The sequence below is a fragment of the Pelagibacterium sp. genome, assembly GCF_048264985.1.
In the GTDB taxonomy this organism is placed as follows: domain Bacteria; phylum Pseudomonadota; class Alphaproteobacteria; order Rhizobiales; family Devosiaceae; genus Pelagibacterium.
This window is the reverse complement of record NZ_JBLXCL010000001.1, coordinates 1,482,693-1,505,598: the sequence shown is the minus strand read 5'-3', so window position 1 is coordinate 1,505,598 and position 22,906 is coordinate 1,482,693. Positions and strand designations below refer to the sequence as shown.

At 57.2% G+C, this 22,906-nt stretch carries 23 protein-coding genes and 2 tRNA genes; 8 read left to right on the top strand and 17 right to left on the bottom strand.

Going from position 1 to position 22,906, the window contains the following annotated elements; all coding sequences use genetic code 11:
* Positions 1 to 78 precede the first annotated feature (78 nt).
* The 4 genes from ACN0TA_RS07430 to ACN0TA_RS07415 form a co-directional block, all read right to left on the bottom strand.
* Positions 79 to 870 carry an amino acid ABC transporter ATP-binding protein gene (locus tag ACN0TA_RS07430; RefSeq protein WP_417581331.1) on the bottom strand — a complete coding sequence of 264 codons (792 nt, stop codon included), beginning with the start codon at positions 868 to 870 and terminating at the stop codon, positions 79 to 81.
* A gap of 3 nt (positions 871 to 873) precedes the next feature.
* The gene (locus ACN0TA_RS07425) at positions 874 to 2,013 is read right to left on the bottom strand and encodes an amino acid ABC transporter permease (RefSeq protein ID WP_417581329.1); all 1,140 of its coding nucleotides are present in this window, start codon (positions 2,011 to 2,013) and stop codon (positions 874 to 876) included.
* A 4-nt stretch (positions 2,014 to 2,017) separates the two neighbouring features.
* A complete protein-coding gene (locus ACN0TA_RS07420; protein WP_417581327.1) occupies positions 2,018 to 3,223 on the bottom strand; it encodes an amino acid ABC transporter permease in 1,206 nt (401 codons plus the stop codon).
* Positions 3,224 to 3,339: 116 nt separating this feature from the next.
* Positions 3,340 to 4,359: an amino acid ABC transporter substrate-binding protein gene (locus tag ACN0TA_RS07415; protein WP_417581325.1), complete on the bottom strand. Its 1,020-nt coding sequence runs from the start codon at positions 4,357 to 4,359 to the stop codon at positions 3,340 to 3,342.
* 244 nt (positions 4,360 to 4,603) lie between these two features.
* Here ACN0TA_RS07415 and metC point away from each other — a divergent pair, with 244 nt between their 5' ends.
* On the top strand, positions 4,604 to 5,794 hold the full coding sequence (metC, locus tag ACN0TA_RS07410; RefSeq protein ID WP_417581323.1) for a cystathionine beta-lyase: 1,191 nt from the start codon (positions 4,604 to 4,606) through the stop codon (positions 5,792 to 5,794).
* Here metC and ACN0TA_RS07405 read toward each other — a convergent pair.
* Positions 5,770 to 6,564, bottom strand: coding sequence for a phosphatase PAP2 family protein (locus ACN0TA_RS07405; protein WP_417581321.1), 795 nt, complete (start codon positions 6,562 to 6,564; stop codon positions 5,770 to 5,772). The two genes, metC and ACN0TA_RS07405, sit on opposite strands and share 25 nt — an antisense overlap.
* 102 nt (positions 6,565 to 6,666) lie before the next feature.
* On the opposite strand from ACN0TA_RS07405, the gene ACN0TA_RS07400 reads away from it, so the two are divergent.
* The 3 genes from ACN0TA_RS07400 (at position 6,667) to ACN0TA_RS07390 (ending at position 7,848) form a co-directional block, all read left to right on the top strand.
* Positions 6,667 to 6,743: transfer RNA gene (locus ACN0TA_RS07400), tRNA-Pro, on the top strand.
* Between the two features lie 26 nt (positions 6,744 to 6,769).
* On the top strand, positions 6,770 to 7,075 hold the full coding sequence (locus ACN0TA_RS07395; RefSeq protein ID WP_417581319.1) for an ETC complex I subunit: 306 nt from the start codon (positions 6,770 to 6,772) through the stop codon (positions 7,073 to 7,075).
* Between the two features lie 23 nt (positions 7,076 to 7,098).
* Positions 7,099 to 7,848, top strand: a complete 750-nt coding sequence (locus ACN0TA_RS07390; protein ID WP_417581318.1) for a sulfite exporter TauE/SafE family protein — start codon at positions 7,099 to 7,101, stop codon at positions 7,846 to 7,848.
* Here the strand turns inward: ACN0TA_RS07390 and ACN0TA_RS07385 are convergent.
* Both ACN0TA_RS07385 and ACN0TA_RS07380 read right to left on the bottom strand, forming a co-directional pair.
* Positions 7,845 to 8,552, bottom strand: a complete 708-nt coding sequence (locus ACN0TA_RS07385) for an anti-sigma factor domain-containing protein (RefSeq protein ID WP_417581316.1) — start codon at positions 8,550 to 8,552, stop codon at positions 7,845 to 7,847. The genes ACN0TA_RS07390 and ACN0TA_RS07385 overlap by 4 nt on opposite strands.
* On the bottom strand, positions 8,549 to 9,100 hold the full coding sequence (locus ACN0TA_RS07380; protein ID WP_417581314.1) for a sigma-70 family RNA polymerase sigma factor: 552 nt from the start codon (positions 9,098 to 9,100) through the stop codon (positions 8,549 to 8,551). Before ACN0TA_RS07380 ends, ACN0TA_RS07385 begins: the two co-directional genes overlap by 4 nt.
* 188 nt (positions 9,101 to 9,288) lie before the next feature.
* On the opposite strand from ACN0TA_RS07380, the gene ACN0TA_RS07375 reads away from it, so the two are divergent.
* Positions 9,289 to 10,080 (top strand): DUF4394 domain-containing protein, encoded by a 792-nt coding sequence (locus ACN0TA_RS07375; RefSeq protein ID WP_417581312.1) that lies wholly within the window; start codon positions 9,289 to 9,291, stop codon positions 10,078 to 10,080.
* Between the two features lie 60 nt (positions 10,081 to 10,140).
* Here the strand turns inward: ACN0TA_RS07375 and ACN0TA_RS07370 are convergent, their stop codons facing one another.
* From ACN0TA_RS07370 to ACN0TA_RS07330, 9 genes are all read right to left on the bottom strand, one after another.
* Complete coding sequence (locus tag ACN0TA_RS07370) at positions 10,141 to 11,286, bottom strand: Gfo/Idh/MocA family protein (RefSeq protein WP_417581310.1); 1,146 nt, start codon at positions 11,284 to 11,286, stop codon at positions 10,141 to 10,143.
* Positions 11,287 to 11,298: 12 nt separating this feature from the next.
* Complete coding sequence (locus ACN0TA_RS07365) at positions 11,299 to 12,354, bottom strand: sugar phosphate isomerase/epimerase family protein (RefSeq protein ID WP_417581308.1); 1,056 nt, start codon at positions 12,352 to 12,354, stop codon at positions 11,299 to 11,301.
* 208 nt (positions 12,355 to 12,562) lie between these two features.
* Complete coding sequence (locus ACN0TA_RS07360) at positions 12,563 to 13,699, bottom strand: Gfo/Idh/MocA family protein (protein ID WP_417581306.1); 1,137 nt, start codon at positions 13,697 to 13,699, stop codon at positions 12,563 to 12,565.
* A gap of 9 nt (positions 13,700 to 13,708) precedes the next feature.
* A complete protein-coding gene (locus ACN0TA_RS07355) occupies positions 13,709 to 14,455 on the bottom strand; it encodes a sugar phosphate isomerase/epimerase family protein (protein WP_417581304.1) in 747 nt (248 codons plus the stop codon).
* An 11-nt stretch (positions 14,456 to 14,466) separates the two neighbouring features.
* A complete protein-coding gene (locus tag ACN0TA_RS07350; RefSeq protein ID WP_417581302.1) occupies positions 14,467 to 15,561 on the bottom strand; it encodes an ABC transporter ATP-binding protein in 1,095 nt (364 codons plus the stop codon).
* A 5-nt stretch (positions 15,562 to 15,566) separates the two neighbouring features.
* Positions 15,567 to 16,511 carry a carbohydrate ABC transporter permease gene (locus ACN0TA_RS07345; protein WP_417581300.1) on the bottom strand — a complete coding sequence of 315 codons (945 nt, stop codon included), beginning with the start codon at positions 16,509 to 16,511 and terminating at the stop codon, positions 15,567 to 15,569.
* A complete protein-coding gene (locus ACN0TA_RS07340) occupies positions 16,511 to 17,446 on the bottom strand; it encodes a carbohydrate ABC transporter permease (RefSeq protein ID WP_417581298.1) in 936 nt (311 codons plus the stop codon). The genes ACN0TA_RS07345 and ACN0TA_RS07340 overlap by 1 nt, the downstream gene beginning before the upstream one ends.
* 173 nt (positions 17,447 to 17,619) lie before the next feature.
* Positions 17,620 to 18,861 carry an ABC transporter substrate-binding protein gene (locus tag ACN0TA_RS07335; protein ID WP_417581296.1) on the bottom strand — a complete coding sequence of 414 codons (1,242 nt, stop codon included), beginning with the start codon at positions 18,859 to 18,861 and terminating at the stop codon, positions 17,620 to 17,622.
* A gap of 308 nt (positions 18,862 to 19,169) precedes the next feature.
* Positions 19,170 to 20,459: a DEAD/DEAH box helicase gene (locus tag ACN0TA_RS07330; protein ID WP_417581294.1), complete on the bottom strand. Its 1,290-nt coding sequence runs from the start codon at positions 20,457 to 20,459 to the stop codon at positions 19,170 to 19,172.
* A 433-nt stretch (positions 20,460 to 20,892) separates the two neighbouring features.
* Between ACN0TA_RS07330 and ACN0TA_RS07325 the strand changes: the two genes are divergently transcribed.
* Both ACN0TA_RS07325 and ACN0TA_RS07320 read left to right on the top strand, forming a co-directional pair.
* Positions 20,893 to 20,969, top strand: a tRNA-Arg gene (locus ACN0TA_RS07325).
* 770 nt (positions 20,970 to 21,739) lie between these two features.
* Entirely contained in the window at positions 21,740 to 21,967 is a 228-nt protein-coding gene (locus tag ACN0TA_RS07320) for a hypothetical protein (protein ID WP_417581292.1), read from the top strand.
* 8 nt (positions 21,968 to 21,975) lie between these two features.
* Here the strand turns inward: ACN0TA_RS07320 and ACN0TA_RS07315 are convergent, their stop codons facing one another.
* On the bottom strand, positions 21,976 to 22,164 hold the full coding sequence (locus tag ACN0TA_RS07315; RefSeq protein ID WP_417581290.1) for a hypothetical protein: 189 nt from the start codon (positions 22,162 to 22,164) through the stop codon (positions 21,976 to 21,978).
* Between the two features lie 297 nt (positions 22,165 to 22,461).
* On the opposite strand from ACN0TA_RS07315, the gene ACN0TA_RS07310 reads away from it, so the two are divergent.
* Positions 22,462 to 22,896 carry a universal stress protein gene (locus tag ACN0TA_RS07310; protein ID WP_417581288.1) on the top strand — a complete coding sequence of 145 codons (435 nt, stop codon included), beginning with the start codon at positions 22,462 to 22,464 and terminating at the stop codon, positions 22,894 to 22,896.
* Positions 22,897 to 22,906 lie beyond the last annotated feature (10 nt).

Genomic DNA, 22,906 nt, shown 5'->3' with positions numbered 1-22,906 from the left:
ATGAAAAAGCCCGCGCTGCTCGGCGCGGGCTTTGAAATTGGTAAATTGCTGGATCCCGACCGCCGGGGAGTGCCCGGCCTAATGCAGGATTTGGCTCAGGAACAATTTGGTGCGCTCGTGCTGAGGATTCGAGAAGAAAGCCTCGGGCTCGTTCTGCTCGATAATCTGGCCCTGATCCATGAAGATGACCCGATTGGCGACCTGACGCGCAAAACCCATTTCATGGGTAACGCAGACCATTGTCATGCCGTCTTCGGCGAGCTGAACCATCACATCAAGCACTTCCTTGATCATTTCCGGATCGAGCGCTGAGGTGGGCTCATCGAACAGCATGATCTTTGGATTCATACATAGTGAGCGTGCAATGGCAACGCGTTGCTGCTGTCCGCCCGAAAGCTGGCCGGGGAATTTGTTGGCCTGCTCCGGAATTTTGACGCGCTCGAGATAGGTCATGGCCTGAGCTTCAGCTTCCGCCTTGGGTGTCCCACGGACCCAGATCGGTGCCAGAGTAAGGTTCTGCAACACTGTGAGATGGGGAAACAGGTTGAAGTGCTGGAATACCATGCCAACTTCGCGGCGAACCTCGTCAATACGCTTGAGATCGTTGGTGAGCTCGATACCGTCTACGATGATATCGCCTTGCTGATGCTCCTCCAGTCGATTGACGCACCGGATAAGTGTCGACTTCCCCGACCCAGAGGGGCCTGCGATGACGATGCGCTCGCCACGCATGACCTTGAGGTCGATGTCGCGCAGCACGTGGAAATCGCCATACCACTTGTTCATGTTGCTGATTTCGACGGCCACATCGGTGTCCGAGACCGTCATTTTTGTCGGATTGGCCGAAGTGGCCTCCATGCTTGCGGTCATTGTCTATCTCCTGTGGCCGGTGTGCAGCCGGTCTTCCATGTAGATCGAATAACGAGACATTCCGAAACAGAATATCCAGAACACAAACCCGGCGAACACATAACCGGTCACCGCATCGCTGGGGAACTGCCATGCGATGTCGGAGCCGGCAGCCCGCACTGTATTGAGCAGTTCGAAAATGCCGATAATCGATACCAGCGTCGTGTCCTTGAACAGCGCAATGAAGGTGTTCACGATACCCGGAATCACGTGCTTGAGGGCCTGCGGCAGAATAATCAGTGCCGTTGTCTTGAGCTTGCTCATGCCAAGCGCATACGACGCCTCCCGCTGTCCGCCAGGGATAGCCTGAAGCCCGCCACGGACAACTTCGGCCATATATGCCGATTCAAACAGCACGATGCCGATAATCGCCCGCAACAGCACGTCGGGATTTGTCCCTTGCGGCATGAAGAGCGGGAACATGACCGAGGCCATGAACAACACAGTGATCAAGGGTACGGCACGCCACAATTCGATGAAGGCGATACAGAACCCCTTGATGACAGGCAGTTTGGACTGCCGCCCAAGCGCAAGCAGTATGCCGAGCGGCATCGACACGATGATGCCGATCAACGAGATGATCAGGGTCAGCGTCAAGCCACCCCACTGGCGCGTTGGAACAACATCGAGCCCAAAAATTCCGCCATACATGAGGAAGTAAGCGACGAAGGGATAAACGCCGAAGAACAGGATAGCAGCCGTGCGCACAAAAGGAACACGCGGTGCAAGCAGCGGGATCAGCAGGACGATCCCGATAATGAACATCAGATTGATGCGCCAGATCTCATCGGGCGGGTAAAAGCCATAGATAAAGAAGTTGAAGCGAGCGCGGATGAATATCCAGCACGCCCCTACGCCTTCAAAGCGGCAGGCTTCGCCACGCAATCCCTCCGGATCGGTGAACACGGCATCGCCGATGAGAAAATTCCAGATCGGAATCAATGCCCAGATCACCAGGCCCAACCCGACAATCGTCAGAATGGAATTTCCCGGGGTGGAAAACAGGTTGGTGCGCATCCAGGCGCCGATGCCCGTCATCTGCTTTGGGGGCGGCATGGGATCGGCGATAGTGGTGCGAACAAAGCTGAGGTGGTTTGTGCTCATGATCTCAACGCTCTACCAGCGCGACGCGCGAATTGTACCAGTTCATAAACAGCGACGTTGTCAGCGAGAATGTCAGATAGACCGCCATCGTGAGCGCCACGATTTCCACAGCCCGACCACTCTGATTGATCGCCGTTCCCATGAACACGTTGACCAGCTCGGGAAAGGCGATAGCGGCGCCCAGCGACGAGTTCTTGGTCAGATTGAGGTATTGGCTGGTCAAGGGCGGCACGATAATCCGCATGGCCTGGGGGATTACCACCAGCCGTAAACGGTCACCTTCCTTGAGCCCAAGCGCCGAGGCTGCTTCAACCTGGCCGTAATTGACGGCCTGAATCCCTGCGCGCACGATTTCGGCGATGAATGCTGCGGTGTATATGACCAGTCCGGTGATCAATGCCGTCAACTCAGGTGGCACCACAAAGCCGCCAGTGTAGTTGAAGCCGGTGAGTTCGGGATAGCTGAACGCGATTGGAACCTGCGCCCCGAACAGCGCAATGGCCGTCGGGATCAGCACAATGCCCAGCATCGGCAAGACAACAGGCAGCCGGTCGCCCTTTTCTTCCATCTTCCGAATTTGCCGCGCCCGCCAAACGAAAGCGACGATCAGCGCGACGACAAAGATGCCGAGCGCAATGAGGAAGCGGCCGTCGGACTGGAGAAGCGGAAGATAAAGCCCGCGCTGGTTGAGTACGGCGCCAAGTGGCAATTCATAGCTCTGCCGCACGCCGGGCAAGGCGTTGAGGGCCATGAAATACCAGAAGAACAGCTGCAACAGCAGCGGCATGTTGCGCATCACTTCGACATAGACTGTCGCAAGCTTGCGGATAATGAAGTTCGACGATAGGCGCGCTATGCCGATAATAAAGCCCAGTATGGTGGCCAGAACGATGCCCACGACTGCAACGAGCAGCGTGTTCAGAATGCCAACGATATAGACTTCGAGATAGGTTGAGCTGCGATCGAACGGCAGCAGAGAGAAACCGATATTAAAACCGGCTGTTTGAAACAGGAAACCAAACCCGGTGGCCCTGCCCTGTGCTGCCATGTTTGCCGCTGCATTGGACTGCAGCCACCAGAACAGAAACACGACCCCTATTAGCAACGCCGCCTGATAAACTATTCCGCGTGCAGTGGGGTTGTAAAAAAGCGAAGCGTCGATCCCCGATCGTGCCGATGTGCCCGATCGCTTCTGCGAGACGTCTGTCATGTTGATCCCTTAACCCTTGGCCAAACCATTAGCGTCCGCGGCACATGGGTGCCGTTCGACCAACGGTTTGGAAATGCCCGGGCGCGGAGCGCCCGGGCCGAAAGGTAGTTCGGCGATTAGCGGATCGGCGGAGCGTACATAACGCCGCCATCGGTCCACAGGCTGTTCACGCCACGCGGGATATTGATCGGTGTGTCGGGACCGACATGCATGGCGTAGAGCTGGCCGTAGTTGCCCACGTGCTTGATGATACGGTATGCCCAATCTGCCGAGAGGCCGATCGGTGTACCGAAATCGCCTTCAACGCCCAACAGACGGCGGATCGAAGGGTTTTCCGAGCCGAGCATGTCGTCGACGTTTTCAGATGTCACGCCAAGTTCTTCAGCATTGAGCATTGCGAACAGAGTCCACTTTGCAATGTTGAACCACTGTGTATCGCCCGAGCGAACCGAGGGGCCAAGCGGCTCTTTGGAGATGATTTCGGGCAGGATCATGTGGGCTTCGGGATCGGGGAAACCCGAACGCTCAGCAGCCAGGGCCGACGAGTCAGTGGTGTAGACGTCACACCGTCCGTCGAGATAGGCCTGAACCACTTCGTCCTGATTGACGAACACAACAGCGTTGGAAAGATCCATACCCTGAGTTGCGAAGTAGTCGGCAGCATTGAGCTCTGTGGTCGTGCCGGATTCGATGCAGACCGCGGCACCGGAAAGTTTGGTTGCCGAGGTGACACCGGACTCTTCGCGAACCATGAAGCCCTGGCCGTCATAGAACATCGTACCGGTGAATGTGATGCCAAGATCGGTATCGCGGCTCATCGTCCATGTCGTTGTACGCGAGAGAACATCGATGTTGCCGTTTGCAAGGCTTTCAAAGCGAACTTGCGAGGTCAGTGGCGTGTAACGAACGGCTTCGGGATCATCGAAAATCGCAGCGGCCATGCCGCGGCAGAAATCAACTTCAAGTCCCGTCCAGTTGTTGTTTTCGTCAGGGAATGAGAACCCTGGAACGCCTTCGGTCACGCCGCACTGCAGAAAGCCACGCTCCATCACCTCGTCGAGCGTCTGCGCGAAGGCAGCGGATGAGGTGGTCGCCATTGCGGCTGCCACAGCGCAAGTGATGAGTTGTTTTTTCATAGGATTGCCTTTGTTTCCTAACCCTTTAGATGGAGCTGGTGCGTTGCCGCCCAACCCTCTTCTTCCACCGTTCGGCGGAAAGCATCGCCCTATTGCCATCGAGCACAATGCTGTTCAGCATCGAAGCGCAGTTTTACTGTTTGCGTCAAGGGCAAAAGCGATACGAAAATAGTCACTTCCCAAAGCGCGCCTAAATTAGAAGCAATAATACTGACCTTTTGTCAGTCATTCGGACCGGGGTAACATGTCAGAGTCAAAAAAAGCCGCTATATTCCAATCGGGTACGGAAACGTTTCTTACCCATGGTGGCAGAGATCCCAGCGCGCAACATGGTTTCGTCAATACCCCAGTCTATCGGGGCAGTACGGTCATTTTCGATACTCTTGCCGATCTTGACGATACCAAGATCCGGTACCGCTATGGCCGACAGGGCACGCCGCTCACCGACGGACTGGAATCGATGATAACCGAGCTCGAAGGCGCCGCCGCAACGGTGCTGACCCCATCTGGCGTATCGGCAATTTCTTTGGCATTTCTTACGTGTTTGTCGGTAGGCGACGAAGTTCTGATCACCGATTCCGTTTACCAGCCGACTCGCAATTTTGCCGACAACATCCTCAAACGGCTCGGAATCACCGTGCGCTATTTCGATCCTCGGCTCGGCCGGGCAATCGCCGACCTTGTCAGCGACAATACGCGCGCTGTGTTTCTCGAGAGCCCTGGATCTCTGACCTTCGAAATTCAGGATCTGCCCGCTATCTGCCAGGCCCTTGCCGGACGCGATATCGCCGTGCTCGTCGACAATTCCTGGGCGACACCGCTATTTTACAAACCGCTGTCGCTTGGCGCCGACATCGTCATTCACTCGGGCACCAAGATGTTTGTGGGCCACTCTGATGTGATGATGGGAACGGTTTCGGCAAATGAAGCCTATCGCGAGAAGCTGGCGCACACTCATTATACATTCGGTCTTACAGCTTCGCCCGACGACACCTATCTTGCAACGCGCGGCATGCGGACGCTTGGGGTCCGCATGAAGGAGCATCAGGCACGCGCACTTGAATTGGCGCATTGGCTCGAACAGCGTAGCGAGACTACTGTGTTCCATCCCGCCCTGCCCTCACACCCCGATCACGCTGTGTTCAAGCGCGACTTTGCCGGATCGGGCTGCCTGTTTTCGTTTACCCTGCCGCCAGCGCCGCGCGATGCAATCGCCGCGATGGTGGACGCAATGGCCGTATTTGGCATGGGATATTCATGGGGCGGATTTGAAAGTCTTATCCTGCCGACCGATCCGAGACCAATCCGCACCTCGGTGCCATGGGAATTGGAGGGCAATTTGTTTCGCGTTCATGTCGGTTTCGAAGACATCGATGACCTCAAAGCCGACCTCGATAGCGGAATTGCGCGCTACTTGAAAACTGCGGGGATATGACCGCGACGTAGCCAGCGCCAAAGCGGCCTGAAGGCACCGAACATCCGGAACTTGACCTGACCCGACTCAGTTTTCATTCCCCAGCGGCGGGTGGCGAAATAATCGCGGACGAGGATTGCGGATGCCAGACCGACAAACGAGCCGGCGACCACATCTGATAAATAGTGATCGCCGACCACTATGCGGCTCAAGCCTATGGCGAACCCGAATGCAATCAACCAGCCGTGCAAGCGCCGGTTGGTCAACGTATGAAGCACCAGGGCAAAAGCGACGGCTGTGGTTGCGTGGCCAGATGGGAAGCTGTGAACGCTCCAATCGAGCAATTCGAATGGCTCAAAGTGCAGAACGCCGAGATCGTCGAGATACATCGGCCGTGCGCGGCCAATAATACGCTTGAGAATCACGGTCACGAGACCGGAAAAGGCGATCGTCACAAATATATAGGCCGAAATGACCGTGATTCCTCGGGCGGCCCATGCCCAGCTATATGAAAGTTTGAGCTGCAATGCGCACGCGCACAGCACTCCGGCAACCAGCGTAGGCACAAGCAACCAGTCCGATTTGCCCAAATCCGTAATGAAACGAAAAAACGCGCGTTCGCCTGACGGCCAGTTACGCACAGCCTCGGTGACCGGACCATCGAGCATGACGGCCAGCGCCAACAGGGCCAGAAACGTCCAGAATGGCCACCAAAACAGGACTTTGGTCTGCCGGTGCCGCACGAGAACGGTCTTGACCCATTGGGCGGTAAACGTTTCGGGAGCAAACAATTTTCCCCGGTCTCCATATTTTTGGGCAGATTATGCCTGCGCGCCCGTATCATGCCTTGCCCTGCCAGAAAAGAATGTGTATCGCAACACCAATGGCCATGTCGGGGTATAGCTCAGCCTGGTAGAGCACCGGTTTTGGGAACCGGGGGTCGCAAGTTCGAATCTTGCTGCCCCGACCATTGGCCAGCCATGGGATTTGTTGATTATGGTTGCACGCATCTACCGCCCTGCTCGCAACGCGATGCAGTCGGGCAAGGGAAAAAGCCAGGACTGGGTTCTGGTGTTCGAACCCGAGGTGGCCCGTACAATCGATCCTTTGATGGGATATACGTCATCGGGCGACATGAAGCAGCAGATCAAACTGCGCTTTGATACGCTGGAAGATGCAGAATCTTATGCCCGGCGCGAAGGCATCGCCTATTCGGTCCAGCCCGCGCAGGAGTCGACCATCAAGAAGGTCAGCTACCCCGACAATTTCCGATTCGACCGCAAGGCACCCTGGACCCATTGAGGCGTCAGAGATAGGGCTGGACCTTGGACAGCTATCTGCTCATCGTTCTTGGCGGCGCAGCCTTGGCCGGCTTCGTGCAGGGACTTGCAGGTTTCGCTTTTGCGCTGGCCAGTCTGAGCATCTGGGCATGGGCCGTCGATCCTGCACTAGCAGCCCCCATGGCGGTATTCGGATCTCTGGTCGGGCAGCTGGTGACGCTGCCAATCGTCGGTCGCCATTTCAACCTTAGAGGCATGCTGCCGTTTATTGCCGGCGGCGTTCTGGGGGTGCCAATCGGCATCGTCCTGCTCAGCGTGCTCGATCCGCAAGGGTTCAAACTGGCGCTTGGGATATTCATGCTGATCTACTGCCCCATCATGCTATTGGTCCCCGCAGGTTTCAAAATCGACATCGGCGGCAATTGGAGCAATGGCATTGCTGGCTGGCTTGGCGGAATCTTCGGTGGTCTCGGCGGCCTCTCCGGCCCGATCCCAACGCTTTGGTGCACGCTGAAAGGCATGGACAAAGACAGCCAGCGCGGCGTGATGCAGGGCTTTAATATCGCCATGCATGTCACGACAATGATTGGTTATTTTATTGCCGGATCAATCATTACCGGCGAGACTTGGCGGCATTTTGGCCTGATCGCGATGGCTCTGGTGATACCGGCTCTGGTAGGCGCCATGCTGTTCAGACGCCTCGACACGCGGGCTTTCCGGCGTGTCGTGCTGCTTTTGCTGTTTGCCTCGGGAATGGTTCTAACCAGTTCGACAGCTCCGGCCCTCTTTAGCTAGACAACAGGCGCGCGGGCAAACCCTTTGAGCAAAATCGGCCCGGTTGGACGTCCGGTTGGCGAGCCACCAGCCGGTTCGAGCGTGATTTCATAAAGCTGATCGGGCTGCGGCGCTGGCAGATCGGGCCCTCCGAGCACAAGATCACGCGCTTCGCGGAACGTACCGAGCGAGACAGGACCGGTCTCGGCGTCGGGCAGCGTCCAGACTTCCAGAATCGAATCGGCGGGAGCGACCAACGCTTCAAGCGGCACTATGCGAATGCTGTCATCGGCAAATGCCTCGATAATGGCACCGGGCTCCATGTCATCCCCGACCAGAACCGCGACCACGAGGGGCGCTTGCGGCGCCGGACCAAGCGACTGGCCGCCGAAAAATCCTATGCCGAGCGATACGACAATAGCTGCAGCCATTCCCGCCCACGCCGGAATGCCGCCCAACGACCGTTTGGTGTTGGTATTTGCAGCTTTCGGCGCACCAGTGGCTGCATTAATCGATGTTTCGATACGCGACCACAGCCGGTCTGGGACCGTGTCGGGGCGTGCCGTGTCATCGAGCGCTTGAAACTGGTGCTGAAGAACTGTCACTTTGCGGGCCAGGTCGGGTTCGACAGCCATGCGGCTTTCAAACCGGATCTGCTCCTCGGCTTCGAGCAGGCCGAGCACATATTGTGCAATCAAGTCGTTGCTGTTGTTCGGTGCCGTCATCCCAGGCACTCCTGCAAAGCGCTCATGCCGCGTCTGATCCATGCCTTTACCGTGCCCAGCGGCGCGTCGAGTTTGGCTGCGACTTCGCCATGGGTAAGACCGGTCACATAGCACAACAGAATTGCCGTGCGTTTTCTGGCATCGAGTTGTTTCAGGCAGGATTTGAGCGCGTGTCGCTCGGGAAGCACCTCATAGGCGTTGTTGGCCTCCCCTGTCCTGTCACCCATGGCTTCGAGGGTCTCGCTATCGACATGATCGACGCGTCCGGAATCGCGCAGCAAATTGAGCGCGCGGTTACGCACGATGCGGGTAATCCAGCCACGCGCCTCGCCATATTTCGGATCGTATTGCCCCGAACGCTGCCAGATCGAAACAAAGGCCTCCTGAACGACCTCTTCAGCCAGATCGGAACGGCGAACGATTCGACGTGCGACGGCGAGCAAGCGGCCCGCCTCCATACGAAACAGAGCTTCAAGGGCGGATTTGTCGCCTTTGGCTATGTCGAGAACCAAGAGATTCACCTTTGTTGCCGCGCCCTGTTCGTTCATCGCTCCCCGCACTTCGGCATCACCTTTCCAGCCACTCTACACGCCAGAAACAGCTACAGATGCAAAAAAATAAAAAAGTCATCGCGTCGGTGCATCCGGTTGGCGATCTGGCGGGTAGAGCCGGTGTGACCATCACGCGCTCCGCGGCAAACGGGGAGCATAAACGTTGAAAAATCAGGAGAAACTCAATGTCTAAGCGTACTCTTACCCGCGCAGCTCTTATCGGCACCAGCTTTTTGGCACTGACCGGCGCGGCCCTGGCTCAACCCGCTGTCGGCCTGGCCGGCGATAAGACACTCGTCATGTTCGACACCGAAACGCTTATGGTCGACGGCATGATTGAAGTTTCGGGTGTCGACAGCCTGTTCGGCATCGACCAGCGTCCTGCTGACAACATGCTGTATGGCGTCGATTCAGACTACAACATCGTTACAATCGACGTTACCAGCGGTGAAGCGACTGTCGTTTCGACAATCACCGAAACCATCGGCGGCGATTACGCCATGGTCGATTTCAACCCGATGGCCGACCGCCTGCGCTTCATGGGTTCGGATGGCACCAATCTGCGCATCAATGTGGATACGGGCGAAACAACCGTCGATGGCAGCCTGCACTTTGCGGAAGGCGATGAGAGCGCCGAGGCCGATTTTACTGTCGTAGCAACCGCCTATATCAACTCGATCGGTTCGCCTGAAGCGACAGCGATGTATGACATCGAATGGTCGATGCTGTCGCTGCTGCAGCAGACTGCACCGAACGACGGCACGCTCGAAACCCGCGGCCCGCTAGGCATCGACATGGCAGATGCCATAGCATTCGACATCTTCGCCGAAGAGATCGACATGAACACTGCGTACCTGGTCACCAACAAGACCCTCTACACTGTCGATCTGGAATCGGGCGCTGCAAGCGAAGTGGGGATGATCGACGGGCTCGACGTGAGCCTGCGTGACGTCGCCGTTTGGCACGAAGGCATGTAATTGATCGCTGCATCAGCGATAAGATCGGGCGGCGCACTGCGCCGCCCTTTTTCGTTTCAATCAGCCCAGAGGCGTCCAACGGCTGTCATCGTTTGAGGACTTCACTGCTGCCATTATGAATTCCATGCCCTCGACACCATCATCGAGCGTGGGAAGAAGCCCTTCAAATTCGGCTCCATCGCCCCGGATGATCGCCGCGAACTGGCTATAAAGCGTCGCGAACGCTTCAAGATAGCCTTCGGGGTGGCCTGCTGGGATGCGAACACCCATGGCCCCGGCAGCCGAGCCGTCGATCGCGCCGCCACGGGTCAGAAGCTGCTTGGGCTTACCGAACTCTGTGAACCACATATAGTTGGGGTTGTCCTGCCGCCATTCGATGCCGGCCTTTTCGCCATAGACACGAAGCTGGAGACCATTTTCGCAGCCCACGGCGACCTGGGACGCCCAGAGCATGCCTTTTGCGCCGCCATCAAACCGCATCATGATGTGGACGTTGTCATCGAGCTGGCGGCCAGGCACAAAGGCGTCGAGGTCGGCGGAAACGGCGCTGGTTTTCAAGCCAGTGACATAGCGAGCCAGATTGTAGGCATGGGTGCCGATATCGCCGATGGCACCGCCCGCGCCGGATTTGGACGGATCGGTACGCCAGGCTGCCTGCTTGTTGTCGTCGCCCGCCTCGACGGCCAGCCAGTCCTGCGGATACTCGACCTGCACGACACGCAGTTTGCCCAGCGCGCCGGACTGCACAAGCTCGCGTGCCTGGCGGATGAGCGGGAAACCAGTGTAATTGTGGGTCAGCAAAAACCTGGCGCCGTTTTTGGGCTGCACTTTTTGCAGCGCGTACGCGTCCTCTATCGACGCCGTGAGCGGCTTATCGCAGATGACATGGATGCCGGCTTCAAGAAACGCCTTGGCCGGCGCAAAGTGCATGTGGTTTGGCGTTACGATGGCGACAGCTTCGATTCCGTCCTCGCGCGCCGATTCCGCCTTAGCCATTTCGGCGAAATCGGTGTAAATCCGATCGTCCGCCAAGCCGAGATTTTTGCCGCTTTCCCTGGCGACCTGTTCGCGGGACGACAGCGCGCCGGCGACAAGTTGATAATCGCCATCGAGCCGCGACGCGATACGGTGGACATAGCCGATAAAGGCACCGGTGCCGCCGCCGACCATACCGAGGCGGATGGGGCGTTTTCCGTTTTCTGCCATTGATTTTTCTCCTTAATCGAGCCCGAGCATCTTGCGATTGGCTGCACGGTCGGTACCGGCACCGGCAAAGTCATCAAAGGCTTTTTCGGTAACGCGGATGATGTGGTTGGCGATGAACTCAGCGCCCTCGCGCGCGCCATCCTCTGGATGCTTGATCGCGCACTCCCATTCGAGCACTGCCCATCCGTCAAAGTCATAGGCCGCCAATTTCGAGAAGATGGCAGAGAAATCGACCTGGCCGTCGCCCAGCGAGCGGAAGCGCCCTGCCCGGTCCACCCAGCTCTGGAATCCACCATAGACGCCTTGCCGACCCGTTGGGTTGAACTCTGCGTCCTTGACGTGGAACATCCGTATCCGCTCGTGATAGATGTCGATGTAGTCGATATAATCGAGCTGCTGGAGCACGAAGTGGCTCGGATCGTAGAGCAGATTGGCGCGGGTGTGATTGTTCACGCGCTCCAGGAACATCTCGTAAGAAACGCCATCGTGCAGATCTTCACCTGGATGTATCTCATAGCAAAGATCGACGCCGGCTTCATCGAATTTGTCCAGTATCGGAGACCATCGGCGGGCCAGTTCGTCGAATGCTTCTTCCACAAGACCAGCGGGACGCTGGGGCCAGGGATAGATGTAGGGCCAGGCAAGGGCGCCCGAGAACGTGGCGTGCGCGGTCAGACCCATGTTCTCTGACGCCTTGGCTGCCCATAGCAATTGCTGCACCGCCCATTGTTGGCGTGCCTGGGGATTGCCACGAACTTCTGGCGCTGCAAATCCGTCAAATGCCGCATCATAGGCTGGGTGGACGGCAACAAGCTGACCCTGCAGATGGGTGGAGAGTTCGGTGATTTCGACACCGTGCTTGCCCGCGATGCCCTTCAGCTCGTCGCAATAGTCCTTGGATTCGGCTGCCTTTTTCAGGTCAATGAAGCCAGACACCCAGGTGGGAACCTGCACGCCCTTGTAGCCAAGACCGGCCGCCCACTTGCAGATATTGTCGAGTGTGTCGAACGGTGCCGTGTCCCCGGCAAATTGGGCCAAAAAGAGTGCTGGGCCCTTCAAAGTGCGCATGAAATTGTCCTCCTCGGTTGTGGCGGTCTTTTCCGCCCCCGACAAAATAACGTCAGGTGAAAACGTTTACACGATAGATGGCCTGTGACGACAGTCAAGCGACTGGAGACAGCGCAATACCCGAAAAAACGCGACGCATGGTTCCCCAACCATGCGTCGCGACGGGAGGAGCCCGGCGACCTCAGCGCGACCACGCATACGCCCGGAGCTAAACCAGAAGAGCCTGCGCCTCAACTGGTCCAAGCGCTTCCGGACGCTCGCATGTTGTCGTCAGCGTGATAGCCTGTCCGGTCTCTCCCGATTTGAGGATCGATGTCATCACATCAACACCGTGCAGGGTGGTTTCGAGCGAACAGCGCGGTTTGCGCCCAGCGTCTATGGCGAGCATCATGTCGGCAAGACCTGCCGTACGGTAGTTCGCGAATGGTGAGCCATTGGGACGCTCCCAATTGGGCACGCCAAGCGGATGCTTCCACGGCTCGACAACCTCCCGCGTCCCGTCGCGGCGGGCCAATGTCAGCTCACCACCAAAGAAGTTCGGATCAGGGACATAGAGCGATCCATCGGTACCGTAAATTTCCATGTTGGAGTGCTGATGGGCTTCCACGTCCCAAGATGCGCCAAGCGTAACCAGCGCACCGGATTGAAATTCAAGAACTGCATGGATGGTGGTTGGCGTTTCGACGGTGACGAACTCGCCCTTGCGCGGCTCGCTCGAAATCTCACGCCGCGTTCGCGGCGTCGATGAAAACGCTGTGACGCGTTTTACAGGCCCGATAAGATTGATGAGATTGGCAACATAGTATGGTCCGATATCAAGGACCGGTCCTGCCCCGGGCTTGAAAAAGAAATCGGGGTTCGGATGCCAATGTTCCAATCCAAAACTCATGACATGGCAGGTGCCCGACGTGATCCTGCCGATTGCGCCTTCATCGATCAGTGAGCGCGCCTGCTGGTGTGCGCCACCGAGAAATGTGTCTGGCGCGCATCCAATCTGCTTGCCGGCGTCTTTCGCCGCCTTTCGAAGATCCTCTCCCTCTTCAAGAGAAAGAACCAGAGGCTTTTCCGAATAGGCATGCTTGCCCGCTGAAACGATCTCCTTGGATATGCGGTAGTGCACGTCGGGAATCGTCAGATTGACAATTACATCGAGTTCGGAATTTCCCAAAAGCTGATCGGGGGTTTGGGCCGTGACGTTGAATTCGTCCGCCCGCCCCTTGGCAGCATCGGGATTGATGTCTGCGACCGCCCTGACCTCAATACCCTTGAACAAGGGCGCGAGCTTGAGATAGGCCGCTGAGATATTGCCGGCACCCAGAATGCCGACGCCGTATGTTTTGCTCATTTTTCGGTCCTAAAGAGCCTTTGCCGTCGCGATCGAGCGCGCTGCAAAGCGTTCGAGATCATTTGGGTTATCGTGTTCCATCACGAAGTACTTCGCCTTGGACTTGGCCTTCAGGTCGGCGAACAAGTCTTTCCAGGGCACGACGCCGTGACCGAGATCAGCCCAGCCGTCTTCGTCGGCTGCTTCACCTTCCGGAGCGATGTCCTTGAGATGAACTGAAACAATCCGATCGCCAAACTTTTCGATCCAACGCTTCGGATCGTCCTCACCGCGCACGACCCAGGCCACATCCATTTCCCAATCAAGCTCGGGCGCCTCAGTGAGCAGGATTTCCATGGGTGTACGGCCACCTTCGAGCGGCCAGAATTCAAAGTGGTGGTTATGCCAGCCGAAACCGAACCCCTGATCGCGATAGTACTTGGCGAGTTCACCAAGCTCACGCGCAAGTTCGGTCCACTTTTCATCGGACTGCTTCCAGTATTCCTGACCGATGAACGGACAGAAGATGGTTTCCAGGCCCAGGGTACGCGCGAGTTCGGTTGCTTTGGGTTTGTCGCGCAACTGATCAAGTCCAATGTGACCGGTCGGCATTGTCAGTCCAGCGGCATCGAGATCGCGGCGCAAGCCGGCTGGATCGGTATAGAGTGCGCCGAAGCCTTCGACGCTGGCGTAACCAAGCCGCGACAACAATGCGAACACATCGGTAAACGGGGGGAAGTTTCTGGCACTGTAGAGCTGAAACGAAAAGTCAGTCATTGGATATTTCCCTAAATACGGTCGCCGCTATCGGCATTGAAGATTGATGCACGGGCTGGATCAAAGCCCAGCCTGATCTTCTGTCCGACAGCGAGATTGAGTTCGCTGTCAGCCCGGAACGTGAATTCGTGCTTGCCGAGCTTGGTCCATGCAATCGTGTCCGAGCCCATCGGTTCGACGATTTCGATTTCGGCTTCGAAGTTCACGGCCTGGGATTGCGCCGCCTCGCCCACGATGACGTGTTCGGGACGGACGCCCAGCACGGCCTTGGTTTCGTGGGCATCGTTGCCGGCCGCGAAACCGTATCGGTCGACGTCGAACGGCACGCCATCGGCCGTGAACGTCTTGCCGCTCAGCGTACCCTCGATGAAATTCATGGAGGGAGAACCGATAAAGCCCGCCACGAAAAGATTGACCGGATGGTTGTAGATCACATTTGGCGTATCAAGCTGCTGGATGATCCCATCGCGCATGATGGCGATCCGGTCGGCAAGCGTCATCGCCTCGATCTGATCGTGTGTGACGTAGATCATAGTATTCTCAAGCCGCTGATGCAGGCGCTTGATTTCCACACGCAAATCCGAACGCAGCTTGGCATCGAGGTTGGAGAGTGGCTCGTCGAAAAGGAAGACCTCGACGTCCCGCACCAGAGCGCGACCGATGGCGACACGCTGACGTTGACCACCCGACAAATTGGCTGGCTTGCGATCAAGCAACGGTTCAATCTGGAGCATTTCGGAAGCGCGCTTGACGCGCTTTTCTATCTCCTCGCGCGGCAGGCCAGCTACGCGCAGACCAAACGAGAGGTTCTTTTTGACCGTCATTTGCGGATAGAGCGCGTAGGACTGGAACACCATGCCGATGCCCCGGTCCTTGGGCTCTTCCCAAGTGACGTTCTTGCCCGAGATGTGGATCTGTCCGCCAGAAACATCGAGCAGTCCGGCAATGCAGTTGAGCAGAGTGGACTTGCCACACCCCGACGGCCCCAAAAGGACCAGGAATTCGCCCTCGGCGATATCGAGGTTCATTTCCTTAAGAACCTGAATGGCGCCAAAGTTAAGCGAGAGATTCCGGATCGATACGGAAGTGTTTGATTTATCGGTCATTATACTCACCCTTTAACCGCACCTGCCGCAACGCCGCGAACGAACAGGCGTCCCGAGACGAAGTAGACAATGAGAGGTACGAGGCCGGTCAGCATCGTTGCTGCCATGTTGACGTTATATTCGGGCGTGCCCTGAGCCGAGTTGACGATGTTATTGAGCTGCACAGTCATCGGCAGGTTCTGGGTGCCCGCGAAGACGACACCGAACAGGAAGTCGTTCCAGATGCCGGTGACCTGCAAGATCAACGCCACAACGATGATGGGAAGGCTCATCGGCAACATCACCTCAAAGAAGATGCGCCAGAAGCCTGCCCCATCGACACGTGCCGCCTTGAAGAGTTCGGGCGGAAGCGAGGCGAAATAATTCCTGAACAACAGGGTCAGGATCGGCATACCGAAGATCGTGTGAACCATGATGACGGCGGGAATGGTGCCGAAAATGCCCAGTTCGCGCGTAATCATCACCAGCGGATAAAGCATGACCTGGTAGGGAATGAACGAACCGAAGATCAGGACGGCAAAGAAGATTTCCGAGCCCCGGAACTTCCAGTTGACCAAACCATACCCATTCACAGCGGCCACAGCCGTCGAGATGATCACCGAAGGGATCAGGATCTTGACCGAGTTCCAGAATCCGGGGGAAAGGCCGTTACAGGTCAACCCCGTACAGGCTGAGGACCACGCGCGCACCCAGGCATCGCCCGTGAACTCACGCGGCGGAGCAAAGATGTTGCCAAACCGGATTTCCGGCATGGTTTTGAACGAGGTCATCACCATGACGTAGAGCGGGAAAAGATAATAAAGGCATGCCACGAACAGGATGGAATACATCACTATCCGCCTTGGCGTGAAGAAGGGCTTGGGGCGCGGCCCGTGAGGATCACCGAGATTGATTTCAGGCTTGACCGCATCCAGAGCGACATTTGAGGAAAGTGTGGCTGGGTTGCTCATTACTTCTTCCCCCGTCCGCCAAATTCAAGATAGGCCCACGGGATGATGATGATCATGACCGTGAGAAGCATGATGGTCGATGCCGCAAGGCCCTGCCCGATGTTGCCGGCGGTAAACATGTAATCGTAAACGTATTTGGCTGGCACTTCGGACGAAATACCGGGACCGCCCTTGGTTAGTGCCACCACAAGATCGTAGAGCCGCACGATGCCCGACCCGGCCAGTACGACTGCAGTGACGAGCACGCCACGCATCATCGGCAGGATTATGAACAGATAGGTGCGCCAGGTAGGAATGCCATCGACACGAGCGGCCTTCCAGATTTCCTCGTCAACGCCGCGCAGGCCTGCAAGCATCAGGATCATCATGAACCCGGTGCCCTGCCAGAGACCGGCGATCAGCAACGCGTAGATCACCATGTCCGAGCGAGCGATCCAGTCGAACGTGAACCAATCGAACCCAAGATTGCGCATGGTGCCCTGCAAGCCCAGCGTCGGATTCATTATCCACTGCCAGACCAACCCCGTCACGATAAACGAGAGCGCAAACGGGTAGAGCATGATGGTGCGGAAGGCACTTTCAAAGCGGATCTTCTGGTCCATCAGCACGGCAAGCAGAAAGCCGATGGTGAGGGTGAAAATCAGCGAAAAGCTGCCATACCAGACGAGATTCCAGACCGAGACATTCCAGCGCGACGTTCCGAAAAGTCGCGTGTACTGGTCGAAACCGACAAAGGACCCTGTCGGCAACAGCCTGGAGTTTGTGAACGAATAATAGATCGTCCAGATGGTGCATCCGATAAAGACCACCAGCACTGTCACGATCATTGGGGTTGCAGCGATCTTTGCAGGAATGTTTCGCGTGAACAGCTGGCGAACGAAACGCCGCGCTCCCGATTCCTGCCGCTCGCTGCCGCTTGCCGTAACGTCAGTCAAGTTAGACCCTCCTATACGAACCGAAACTTCGAACGACGCGAAGATCCGGCTCCGAGACATTTTCCTGATACCATTCCATCCCGCTTTATCGCGGCTATTGCGCGGAACGGTGCCAAGCGAGACACAGCCGGAACGAGCCCGGCCGTGTCACCGTCTTCGTGCAGCGAAATCGCTTAGTCGGCGCTCTCGATGATCGAGGCGTAGCGATCGATATAATCGTCGACCGAGATGCTATCGTTGTCGATAAACTCGATGGACAGATCCTGCAGCTGCTGCTGAGTATCGCTCGACAGGGCAAAGTCGCCGGAGGGCAGCAGACCGTTGTCGAGGAGGGGAATTGCCTTCTGCATGCAGGCATTGGCGCCAGAAAGATCGATGTCGGTACGGATCGGCATCGAACCCTTCTTGAGGTTGAAGGCCAGCTGAGCCTCTGGCGAGATCAGCAGACGGGCAAGCTGGGTCTGAGCTTCGACAACTTCGGGGTCTGTCCCATCGGGCAGAACCGGGAAGTAGAAGCTGTCACCGCCACCGGTAAGCTGGTCGTTGAGACCAAGGCCGGGCAGGCATTCGTAGTCTTCACCGGGCACACCACCGGCAACCTGAAGATCGCCCTGCAGCCAGTCACCATGGATGTTGCCAGCCACTTCACCTGCGAGAATCTGGTTCCCCACGTCACCGAACGAGGGCACCATCATATCGGGGCTGAGCACGCCACGAAGCGCGTCCATGGCTTCTGCAACCTTGCGGAACTCTTCGCCGCGCACAGCTTCGACATCCTTGTCACGGTTGACCGCGAGAACGAGATCGGAACCGCCGATACCGGCCATCAAGACGCCGGGAACGCCGGAAATCGGCCAACCCGAAGCAAGGCCGAACGGAAGAATGCCAGCCTCTTCAAGCGCGGGCCAGGTTGCGACATATTCATCCCAGTTGGTGGGAACAGGCTGCCCAATTTCTTCATAAGCAGCAGTCGAGAGCCACAGCCAGTCCCATGAATGGATGTTGACCGGGAAGCAGTAGATGCGACCTTCATATGTGCAGGGCTCAAGCAGAGATTCATCCACGTAGAAGTCGCGAACGCCCATCTCATCGGCAATATCGGTCAGGTCCCGCATCAAGCCGGCCTGAATGAGTTCCTCGGCATCGCGGCCGGTGTTCATCTGGGTGGCGCCCATCGGGTTGCCGCCCAGAATACGGCTGATGATCACGGGGTTGGCGCCAGTACCCGATCCGGCAAGCGCGCTATCGACCCAGGTGTTCCCTGTTTCCTCTTCGAAAACACGGGCGAACTCGGCAACGGATGCAGCTTCACCGGCGGATGTCCACCAATGCGTGACTTCAAGATCTGCCGCCGAAGCGGCGGTGGTGGACATTAGGGCAGCCGCAAATGACGCGGCCACGACAAAATTTTTCATCGGATAATCCTCCCAAGGGTTTCCTCAAGGCGGCACTGGGGCCACCCCTCCTCCATCAACCGTACCGTGGCTCCTCAACACACGGTCTCCGCGACACGGAGATGTAATCGATTACAAAGGCATTGGCTGCACTGGTTGCAATCGATTACAAGCATCACATTCCATTATATAAACGATGTCAAGGGGGCGTAATACCAAAGTCGAGTATGAGAACCGTCCGGGAGCAGTCGCGCCAACACCATGGTCCACAAGCGAAAAGGGCAGTCGCCGAAGCAACTGCCCTTTCCAAAGTACTGTGTATAATTGGCTTAAGCGGCCTGACGGGCCCTTTTGGGACGCGACTTGGCTCGGTTGCGCTGCTGCGCGGGTTTTGCCGGATCGAAAGGCTTTGCGCCCTGCCCTTTTGACTGGGGCTTGCCGTTGCGACCCTGCGTGCGCTTTTTTGCAGGACCCGAAGAGGTCTTGCGCAGCGGACGCTCGCCACCAGCAGTCTCAATCGACAGCCCGGTCAAACGTTCGATATCAAGAAGCAATCCGTATTCTTCGCCCGAAACAAGCGCCACGGCCTCGCCTTCGGCGCCGGCGCGCGCCGTGCGACCAATGCGGTGAACGTAGTTTTCGGCAACCTGGGGCAGTTCGTAATTGTAAACGTGGCTCACACCGGGAATATCGATGCCTCGGGCAGCGACGTCGGTAGCGACCAGAACGCGGATTTCACCACCGCGGAACGCCTTCAGCGTCCGATCCCGCTGACCCTGACTCTTGTTGCCGTGGATTGAGCCAGACGCAAATCCAGCAGCGCCCAACGACTTGGAGAGCTTTTCAGCGCCGTGCTTGGTGCGGGCAAAAACCAGCGACAGCGAATCCTTGTCGGCAGATAGCAACTGCTTGAGCAGCGACAACTTGCCAGCAGGTTCCACGAAGTGCGCACTCTGCGCAATCTTGTCTGCGGTCTTGCCCGGAGTGGACACCTGAACGCGAACGGGGTCTTTGAGATAAACAGCGGCGATCTCGTTCATCTGCTTGGGCATGGTGGCCGAAAACAGGAGCGTCTGACGCGGCTGGCCGACAAGGCGCGAAATCTCGCGCAGTGCGTGAATAAAGCCGAGATCAAGCATCTGGTCGGCTTCGTCGAGCACGAGGTGCTTTGCCGAATCGAGTCGAAGAGCCTGGCGCTTGACCAGGTCGAGCAGACGGCCTGGCGTTGCCACAACAATATCGCTGCCATGAGCCAGCGCCTTGATCTGGGTTCCAATGGACATGCCGCCGACGACGGAATTGACCTTGATCGGCGAACCTTTGGTGAAGGCGCGCAGATTGACGGCGATCTGGTTTACCAGTTCGCGGGTTGGTGCCAAGATCAAAGCCTTGCAGGTCTTGGGGTCAGGTTTGCCGGTCTTGGCCAGAAGCTGCTGAATGATCGGGAGACCAAAAGCTGCAGTCTTACCGGTGCCGGTCTGGGCAAGGCCCATGATGTCGCGGCCGTCCAAAACGAGCGGGATCGCGCGTTCCTGAATGGGCGTAGGATCAGAAAACCCCATACCTTCCAGGGCCTTGAGGATGTGAGCGTCTAGGCCGAGGGCCTGGAACTGAGTCAAATTATGTCCTTTTCCGGCAGCACCAGATGCGCACCGGACATTATACGGCTTACCGCGCCAACCGTTGCGTTGGGCGTGTACCGTTGCGGTTGCAGATCCAGCCAAACCCGCGGCGCCACATTGCGCACAGGCGTTGGACCTGTCAGAACCCCGCGTGATCTGGGAACTTGGGAAAATCATGCCGGCTCAAGGGTCACCCATGACGGAGACGCGATGGCTGCTCACGCGGCAGCACCTAGCATTGCGTCCATATCTGCGCTTGTGACCTGAAAGTCAAGCGCCGTCGCGCTCACAGGCTGACAAGCGTCGTGTTTTGCGATAGATCGGGGACCGCTCCGCCAGATTCGGAGTAGCGCTGTTAGATTTTGTCTTGCCGGGAGTGCGATTGGAAATGTCTCTGACCTTTCCCAAAGATGCTCCCAACGCCGCGCACGGCCCCGTAGCTCAGCTGGATAGAGCAGTAGCCTTCTAAGCTATTGGTCACAGGTTCGAATCCTGTCGGGGTCGCCACCTTCTCTCCCTTCAAATGGAACGCGAGTGGTCGTCCGAGGGCATCAGCCAGGCTGTGAAGCTTACTGGTGTACCCGCCCGTTGATCAGCCTCCCTTTTCCGCCGGCTGCCGAGACGTGGGCGCGAACGGTAGTGCTGTCGATGCTGTAATGGCCGCTGTCCGCATGACTTCGGCGAGCGTTACAGCAACGGCCTCCCGGACCCGGCCTCGCTCCATCGCCGGAACCACCGGTAGATAGTGTCCAACTCCCGTATTTGGGCGGAACGTCGCGCCACGGAGCTGCCAGAGGATGCCATTGATGATTGATCAGTTCTGCTCGGGCGGTTTGCCTCGACCACGGTTCTCAGGCTCAATGGGCAGCAAGCCTTTCAAAATGCGCCGTTCCACTTCTGTGAGATCGCCCCTGCTCAAATCTGCCTCCAGAAGGAAGCCTTGGATCAATCCTTGCCGACGGCGTGGATCCAGCACTTCTCAAAATCGGGCTTGTTGATCGCCTCGGCCTGAAATTGCGGGATCGGGAAGTTTGCCGAACCGGGTTCATCCGCAGACTGCCTTCAGGCCAGAGAGCATGCAACGCTCCTGTGAAAACGGCTGGCGAATTTGTCGACGCTGCCTAGCCGACCCGATGAGGCCCTGCTGCGCAGCCGATTAACGGGCGTTTTCTGGAAGTGTTTCCGGCTTTCTCTACCCACACTCAAGTCACGCCCTGGGGCTTGCGGAATGATGGCATGGAGGCGCACTCTGGGGGAGGCAAGCTATGGAGGATGAGATGGAAAATCACAAGAAGGCCGCTCTGGAAATGAATGCGCTGGCAACCGAAATGAATAGTTTCGGTGACAGCCACACTGACCTTATCGGCCGATTGATCGGCCTAACCGACGAGGTCAACACTGGACCTACGGCAGACACGCTGGCTGCAAAAGCCGAGCTGGTTGTGGACTTTCAATCTGAGGGTTTGAACGACTGGGCCGATCAGTTGCGCAAGATTCAGTGGTAGGGCTGAACCTAGCGGGTGTGTGCTTTCTGGCGCTCCAGTATTATCGTCCGAAGCTGGCGCATCAGAACCCGGCCAGTGATTTGCTGAACAGAGTATCCCTCTTGCAGCAGCGCCCGTTTGATGTCGGCGGTTCCTGTAAAACGACCGCTTTCGGCCAACTGGAAAGCCCGTTCCAGTGCAGTGACATTTTGATCCATGCAGCACTTATAGCATCGAAGTTTCCGACTGTCCTAACCAAGCACGCCAAAAACCCAAACAAAACAACCGATATCAGAGTTTGAGGGGGTCAAAAGCCGAGAGGCACAAACAGCTTCAAGGATCGATAGTTTCGCTTCGAGCATTGCCGAAATCGCTGGCACCAGTTGCGGTAACAGTGCGTTTCCAACACGGTAGAACGCGTCAAAGCTACCTTTGGCGACTCGTGCATATTGACCCAGATCAACGCGCAACGGAACGCTGTGGGTTAGCATTGTTATATAAGAAGGAGACGCGCGATGTATAAGCACATTCTGATCGCAACCGATGGTTCAGAGCTGTCCACCAAGGGGCTCGATCAGGGCCTGAAACTGGCCAAGAAACTCGGCTCGAAAGCGACTGTTATCACCGTCACAGATATGTGGGCTTCAGGGGCATTGGCAGTTGCCGGACCTGCCACCATCGCCGAATACGATGAATCGATGCGTGCTGCGGTCAAGGATATCCTTGAAGAAGCCGCCCGGTTTGCCTCCGAAAGCGGTGTCGATTGTGAGACGCGGCATATTCCGAACCGCTACCCGGCCGACGCCATCATCGAGGTCTCGCAGGAAATCGGTGCCGATCTGATCGTCATGGCCTCCCACGGTCGCCGCGGCTTTCGCAAGATGCTGCTGGGCAGCCAGACAACAGAAGTGCTAACGGCCAGCACAGTCCCTGTGCTTGTCGTGCGTTAGACCCCAACGC